A 6794-nucleotide genomic window follows, 5' to 3' on the forward strand; every position below is an offset into this window, starting at 1 on the left:
GGGGCGGGCTGTTGGCACGGGGCGGAGGACGGTATAGCGTCGCAGCCAAGGGATGCCTGGAGGAGGCGCGGCCGTGAGCATTGTCGACAACGCGGTGTACGTGGACGGTCACCGGACCGCGGACCCGGAAAGCCTGGATGAGACATATTTCATCCTGCGGCAGCGCCAGGGGATGGCCTGGATCGGGCTCTACCGGCCGGATGCGGAAGAACTGCAGTCCGTGGCCGACGAATTCGATCTCAACCATTTGGCCGTCGAAGACGCCTTGGCCGGCCATCAGCGGGCCAAGCTGGAACATTACGGCGAAACGCTTTTCCTGGTCCTCCGACCGGCGCGGTACCTGGATGCGCAGGAGAAGGTTGAGTTCGGCGAGATCCATGTCTTCCGCGGGGCCGACTTCGTGGTCACTGTCCGCCGGGCCGAATCGCCGGACCTGGCCCGGGTCCGGCGCCGGATGGAATCCGAGCCCGCGTTCCTGGCCCTGGGCCCGGACGCCGTGCTTTACGCGATCCTGGACCAGGTCGTGGATGAGTACGAGCCGGTTGCCGCCGGCCTGGAAAACGACGTCGATGAAATTGAGGACGATCTCTTCGCCGCTGATCCGGGTGTGTCGCGCCGGATTTACGAACTCTCCCGCCAGGTCATCATGTTCCAGCGGGCAACGGCGCCCCTGAACATGATCCTGCAGTCACTGATGGCCGAGGCGCCGGACCATCGGCCCAATCCCGAGCTGCTGGACCATTACCGGGACGTCCTGGATCATGTGTTGCGGCTCAGTGAGCGGATCACTGCCTTCCGCGCCCTGCTGCAGAATGCGCTGGCGGTCAACACGGCGCTGGTGGCCCAACGGCAGAATGACGAAATGCGCTTGCTGACGGAGTCGAGCTACGCCCAGAACGAGCAGGTCAAACGGATCTCCTCGTGGGCGGCCATCCTGTTCGCGCCGACGCTGATCGGCACGATCTATGGCATGAATTTCCGCAGCATGCCGGAACTCGACTGGGCCTTCGGCTATCCGATGGCGCTGGGCCTGATGGTGGCCATGGGCCTGGTGCTCTACTGGACCTTCAAGCACAACAAGTGGATCTAGCGGCCAATGTCAGGGCGCGCGCCCTTAGGCCGAGGCTCCGGCCCGCGGCAAGTTCCGCAGGCCGGAGCCGCTCTGTGTGCCCCAGGAGGGAATCGAACCCCCGACCGGCGGATTAGAAGGCCGCTGCTCTATCCCCTGAGCTACTGGGGCACGTCGGCGTGCCAGCCCGGCTGCTGCCGGGGGACGCCTCAAAAAGTTTACATTGCCCTGCGGGTGTCCGCCGTCAGGAACACCCGGCCGCTCTGACACCCGCATGCCCGGACTGCACCTTGGCTTCGCTCCGCGGCCCAGGCCGGGGTTATCCACATGGCGCAGCTGGCCCCTCGCGAATGGCCGTCCCCGGCGCGAAGCTGAAAGAGCCTGCTAGGGCACGACATTTCGAGACAGGACATGAGCATGAGTGACAACATCACGGTCCGTGGCTTCGTCGCCACGGAGCCCAAGAGCTCGACGACGCCCGGAGGCGTGGCGACGGCGGACTTCCGGCTGGGTTCCACCGAACGGCGCTACGACCGCGCCACGAACGCCTGGATTGACGGGAACACCAACTGGTTCAGGGTCCAGGGGTACCGGCAATTGGCCGGAAACATCGGTTGCAGCATCAAGAAGGGCCAGCGGGTCATCGTCGTCGGACGGCTCAAGTTGAGGAGCTGGGAACACGACGGCCGGATCTATCACTCGGCTGAAATCGACGCCGAGTCTGTCGGCCACGACCTCATGTGGGGTTCGGCCAATTACATCCGCACGGCCGGAAACGGGCCCCAGGCTGCTGCCGGTTCAAACGGCCCGGGAGGGGCCACCCCGGAGGGAAACCGGGAGGACGACGAGCCCCACGAGGGGCCGGACGACATCGACGGCGACGAGCCCGCAGCCCACAATGTCTTCGTCGATGACATCAGTGGCGAGGTGGAGGAGCTCGACGAGGCGACGGGGGAGCTGAAAGGGGCGGCCGCCTGAAGGGCCACGGATCTGCACCGCCCAGCCCCGGTCTCACGCCACGTGGGGCTGGGCCCGGACCGCGGGCAGGTGGTGGATGAGGACGGCGTGAATGTGAGTTATCCCGGCCGAACCACTAGATTTGTAGGCATGGCGGAATTTATCTACACAATGACCAAGGCCCGCAAGGCTGTTGGCGAAAAACTCATCCTCGATGACGTAAGCATGTCCTTCTTCCCGGGGGCCAAGATTGGCGTCGTCGGCCCGAATGGTGCAGGTAAGTCCACCATTCTCAAGATCATGGCCGGTCTGGACACGCCCTCAAACGGCGAGGCCCGGCTCAGCCCCGGCTACACGGTCGGCATCCTGCTGCAGGAACCGCCGCTGAACGAGGAAAAGACCGTCCTGGGCAACGTCCAGGAAGGTGTCGGCGAGATCTACGGCAAGATCCAGCGCTTCAACGAGATCTCCGAAGAGATGGCCAACCCCGACGCCGACTACGATGCCCTCCTCGAGGAAATGGGCCAGCTGCAGGAATCCATTGATGATGCTGATGCCTGGGATCTCGATTCCCAGCTCGAGCAGGCAATGGACGCCCTCCGCTGCCCGCCGGCAGACGCCGACGTCACCCTGCTCTCCGGCGGTGAGCGTCGCCGTGTCGCCCTCTGCAAGCTCCTGCTCCAGAAGCCGGACCTCCTGCTCCTGGACGAGCCCACCAACCACCTTGACGCCGAGAGCGTGCTTTGGCTGGAACAGCACCTCTCCAGCTACCCCGGCGCAGTGCTCGCTGTCACCCACGACCGGTATTTCCTTGACCACGTGGCCCAGTGGATCGCCGAAGTGGACCGCGGCCACCTGTACCCGTACGAGGGCAATTACTCCACGTACCTCGAGAAGAAACGCGCCCGCCTGGAAGTCCAGGGCAAGAAAGACGCCAAACAGGCCAAGCGGCTCACCGAGGAACTCGAGTGGGTCCGTTCCAACGCCAAGGGTCGCCAGACGAAGTCCAAGGCCCGTCTGGCCCGGTACGAGGAGATGGCCGCCGAGGCGGACCGCACCCGCAAGCTGGACTTCGAAGAGATCCAGATCCCGCCGGGACCGCGCCTGGGTGGCCTCGTCCTGGAGGCGAAGAACCTGCAGAAGGGCTTCGAGGACCGCACCCTGATCGACGGGCTCTCCTTCACCCTGCCGCGCAACGGCATCGTTGGCGTCATCGGCCCCAACGGCGTCGGCAAAACCACCCTGTTCAAGACCATCGTCGGGCTCGAGCCCCTCGATGGCGGCGAACTGAAGGTCGGCGACTCTGTCAAGATCTCCTACGCGGACCAGAGCCGCGGCGGCATCGACCCGAACAAGACCCTGTGGGAGGTTGTCTCCGACGGCCTCGACTTCATCCAGGTCGGCCAAGTCGAGATGCCGTCCCGGGCGTACGTCGCCGCCTTTGGCTTCAAAGGCCCGGACCAGCAGAAGAAGGCAGGGGTGCTCTCCGGTGGTGAGCGCAACCGCCTGAACCTGGCCCTGACCCTCAAGCAGGGCGGAAACCTGCTGCTGCTCGATGAGCCGACTAACGACCTCGACGTCGAAACCCTCAGCAGCCTCGAAAACGCCCTGCTCGAATTCCCGGGCTGCGCCGTCGTGGTTTCGCACGACCGTTGGTTCCTTGACCGGGTCGCCACCCACATCCTCGCCTACGAAGGCGACGAGGAGAACCCCTCCAAGTGGTACTGGTTCGAAGGCAACTTCGAATCCTACGAGGAGAACAAGGTCGAGCGCCTGGGCCCGGATGCAGCCAAGCCGCACCGGGTGACCCACCGCCGCCTCACCCGCGACTAAGCCACCGGCTGTGACCGCGAGGCACTGAGCGGAAGCGGAAAGGCCGGCTCCCCACCTTGGGTTCTAGCGGTCGTTGCAACACCCAGAATTTTTGGGAGTTGCAACGACCCCTAGAAACCGCCCCGGGGAGCCGGCCTTTCGCATGCCGCCGGAAAACAGGAACCGGACCCCGGGGGCCGCCCGAACGTACGGCGTCAGCCGCGTTCAGCCTTGCGCATCTGGTGCTGCAGGACCTTTGACTGGACGGCCCCCTTGACCTTGTTCTTGAGGTCGGTGGGAACCCGGATCATGCCCTCCTGCGCCACCGTGGCCACGTGCCGGCCGGCGCGGCTGAAGATCTTGCCGGTCGCGAGGCCGCGCGCGCCCTGGGCGCTGGGGGACTCCTGGACGTAGAGCAACCACTCGTCCACCCGGACCGGCCGGTGCCACCACATGGCGTGGTCCAGGCTGGCCACGGACATGCCCGGGGTAATCCAGCTCATCCCATGCTTGCGGAGGATGGATTCCAGCAGGGTGTAGTCGCTTGCATAGGCCAGGGCGGCGCGGTGCAGGTCCGGATCGTCCGGCATGGGCCCGAAAGTCTTCATCCAGACGGCGTTGCGCGGTTCCTTGGTGCCCTTGGCCGAGACGTACAGGGCCGGGTCGACGTGCCGGATGTCGAAGGGCCGCTCGTAGGCCCAGTGGCGTGCCACCGGGTGGTCGAACTTGCCCAGCAGGTCAGCCGTGCTGGGCAGCGACTCCGGCCCGGGGATGCCGGCCGGCATCTCCGACTGGTGTTCGATTCCCTCGTCCTCGTCCTGGAATGACGCGATCATGGACAGGATGGGCATGCCCTCCTGGTACGCGTGGACGCGCCGTGCCGAGAACGAGCGGCCGTCCCGGAGCCGCTGGACGCCAAAGGTGATCGGCTTGTTGGCGTCCCCCGGGCGCAGGAAATATCCGTGCATCGAGTGCACGCCGCGCCCCTCGGGAACCGTCCGGCTCCCGGCGACCAGCGACTGCGCCAGCACCTGGCCGCCGAACACCCGGTGCCGGGGCTGCTGCTGGGAGGGGCCCATGAAGATGTCCTCGTCTGTCCGGGCGCCTTCCAGCTCGCCGAGGTTCAGCAATTGGAGGAGCGAGGAGGTGGGGTCCTGCGTCGGCGGCCCCTGCAATCCGGCTTCGGCTTCAGTCATGGTTCGACTCTAGACGTCCCTCCGGCGCGGTCCCAAAGAGGCACAGCCGGTAGAGTCGATATTGTGTCTGACGTCCTAACCCAGCCCCTGCAGTTCACCGATCCGCGCGACCTTGCCGATCTGCGCACCTTCGCGACCCGCGCCCGGTCGATCGACGACGGCGCCATCCGCCTCCAGGCGTCCGGCCCGGTGCTCGCCGCCTACGTGTGCGTGCTGCGGCCGCGCCTGCTGGGGGAGTCGACTCCAACGATCCTCGGGCTGCGGACCATGGCCCTGGCGCGGCCGGCGGACACCGATGTCACCGTTCCGATCTCGGCGGTGCTGGACCGGCTGGCACGTGCAGGGGAGAACGACGTCGAGCTGCCGCTGCCGCCGGCGACCGTCACCGAATCGTGGGCAGGCGTCGGTGCGCCCCGCACCGGTTGGGCGGCCGTGGGCACGCTCCGCGACTCCGCGCTGCGCCAGTCCGCCGAAGCCGGCATCACCGAGGTCGCCGCCATCATCCCGGGCAAGCCCGGAGCTTTGATCGTTAACAACGCCCGGGCCGCGGTCTGGGGCAGGGAACTGCCGGGTGCCTCCGGTCTCCCGCTGGGCGCCGCGTTTGCGGCCCTTACCCTTGGCTTCCTGGCGGACGGCGAACAACAGCTTTTCCGGGCGGGCCGCTGGTTCCGGCTCAGCGGAGCCCGCGGGCACGTGCTGGCCCGCACCGGTTCAGGCCTCTAGGACCTTCGTTCTGACCCGCGCCGGTCTTGACGGGCCTGACATACTGAGCGCATGAGCGGCCTGTCGGTGCTGGATCCCCCGGTTGAGCGACACCTTGGCTTCAACGATGCGCTGCATCCGGACCGCATCTGGATCCGCGCGCTCCGCTTCGCGGTCGGCGTTTTCGTACTCCTCGCCCTCGTCCGGAAGACGTACGACGCGACGCTCCCCGGCAATGACGTGGACGTCGCCCAGCTCTACTCGGAATTCACGGTCCAGTCGAACCTCGTCCTCGGACTGGTGCTCGTCGCGTCCGCAACCCTGCCGCGGACGCGGCTGCCTGAGTGGTGGGACCGCCTGTTCGGAGCGCTTGCTTTGTATCTGGTGATGACGGGCCTCATTTACGTCATACTCGTGGCGCCGCCCGGGGAGCCGTGGTGGAGCCTGGACATGTACTGGCCCCAGCTCGTACACCACCGCGTGGCCCCGCTGTTCGCCGCGCTCGACTGGCTGCTCGTCACGAGGACCGTGCGCGGCACATGGCGGCGACCGATCGTGTGGCTCGCCTACCCCGCGGTCTTCCTCGTCTTTTCGTGGGTGCGCGGAGCCATCGACGGCTGGTACGTCTACGACTTCCTCGATCCGACGCTCGGCGGCGGGTGGCCGGCCGCACTGACGACGACGGCGCAGGTGCTCGTCGCGTTCCTCATCGTCGCGGTCCTCTTGCATGTGGCCGGGAATGCGCGCTCCGCGCTCGCTGTGCGGCACGGGCGCCGCTGATCCCGGACCCCCGCCGCAAAGTACGGCGGAGGGCAGCCCCTCAGGCTCCGGACGGGCTGTTCACCATGGAGAGGGCGGCCCGCTCCATGTAGTCCCACAGCGTCCCCTCGTACAGTGGCGGCAGCTCCAGCGAATCCACCGCGCTGCGCATGTGATGCAGCCAGCGGTCCTTGGCCTCCGGCGTCACCCGGAAGGGCTGGTGCCGCATCCGCAGGCGGGGGTGCCCGCGCTCCTCGCCGTATGTCGTCGGGCCGCCCCAATACTGCTCAAGGAACATC

Annotated in this window: 6 protein-coding genes, 1 tRNA gene and 1 pseudogene; 5 read left to right on the forward strand and 3 right to left on the reverse strand. The window is 66.7% G+C overall.

Annotation, left to right across the window (positions count from 1 at the left end):
* Positions 1–73: 73 nt before the first annotated feature.
* Positions 74–1090: a magnesium and cobalt transport protein CorA gene (locus BJQ90_RS15915; protein ID WP_226761204.1), complete on the forward strand. Its 1017-nt coding sequence runs from the start codon at positions 74–76 to the stop codon at positions 1088–1090.
* Between the two features lie 77 nt (positions 1091–1167).
* Here BJQ90_RS15915 and BJQ90_RS15920 read toward each other — a convergent pair.
* Positions 1168–1240, reverse strand: a tRNA-Arg gene (locus tag BJQ90_RS15920).
* Between the two features lie 246 nt (positions 1241–1486).
* Here BJQ90_RS15920 and BJQ90_RS15925 point away from each other — a divergent pair.
* Both BJQ90_RS15925 and ettA read left to right on the forward strand, forming a co-directional pair.
* Positions 1487–2047 (forward strand): single-stranded DNA-binding protein, encoded by a 561-nt coding sequence (locus BJQ90_RS15925; RefSeq protein WP_226761205.1) that lies wholly within the window; start codon positions 1487–1489, stop codon positions 2045–2047.
* Between the two features lie 129 nt (positions 2048–2176).
* Entirely contained in the window at positions 2177–3859 is a 1683-nt protein-coding gene (gene ettA / locus BJQ90_RS15930; protein ID WP_226761206.1) for an energy-dependent translational throttle protein EttA, read from the forward strand.
* Positions 3860–4053: 194 nt separating this feature from the next.
* Here ettA and BJQ90_RS15935 read toward each other — a convergent pair whose 3' ends face one another.
* On the reverse strand, positions 4054–5034 hold the full coding sequence (locus tag BJQ90_RS15935; protein ID WP_226761207.1) for an acyl-CoA thioesterase: 981 nt from the start codon (positions 5032–5034) through the stop codon (positions 4054–4056).
* 63 nt (positions 5035–5097) lie between these two features.
* On the opposite strand from BJQ90_RS15935, the gene BJQ90_RS15940 reads away from it, so the two are divergent.
* Entirely contained in the window at positions 5098–5757 is a 660-nt protein-coding gene (locus tag BJQ90_RS15940; protein ID WP_226761208.1) for a hypothetical protein, read from the forward strand.
* Positions 5758–5808: 51 nt separating this feature from the next.
* Complete coding sequence (locus BJQ90_RS15945) at positions 5809–6516, forward strand: Pr6Pr family membrane protein (protein ID WP_226761209.1); 708 nt, start codon at positions 5809–5811, stop codon at positions 6514–6516.
* Positions 6517–6556: 40 nt separating this feature from the next.
* On the opposite strand, the pseudogene BJQ90_RS15950 reads toward BJQ90_RS15945, so the two are convergent.
* A pseudogene (locus BJQ90_RS15950) lies at positions 6557–6794 on the reverse strand (globin); the annotation flags it as partial.

Origin of the sequence: Arthrobacter sp. SO3 (assembly GCF_020532825.1) — a bacterium.
Classification (GTDB): domain Bacteria; phylum Actinomycetota; class Actinomycetes; order Actinomycetales; family Micrococcaceae; genus Arthrobacter.

Excerpts from the sequence above, each read along its gene's own strand:
- BJQ90_RS15925 (WP_226761205.1), top strand. The coding sequence starts at position 1,487 with ATGAGTGACAACATCACGGTCCGTGGCTTCGTCGCCACGGAGCCCAAG.
- ettA (WP_226761206.1), top strand. The coding sequence starts at position 2,177 with ATGGCGGAATTTATCTACACAATGACCAAGGCCCGCAAGGCTGTTGGC.
- BJQ90_RS15935 (WP_226761207.1), bottom strand. The coding sequence starts at position 5,034 with ATGACTGAAGCCGAAGCCGGATTGCAGGGGCCGCCGACGCAGGACCCC.
- BJQ90_RS15945 (WP_226761209.1), top strand. The coding sequence starts at position 5,809 with ATGAGCGGCCTGTCGGTGCTGGATCCCCCGGTTGAGCGACACCTTGGC.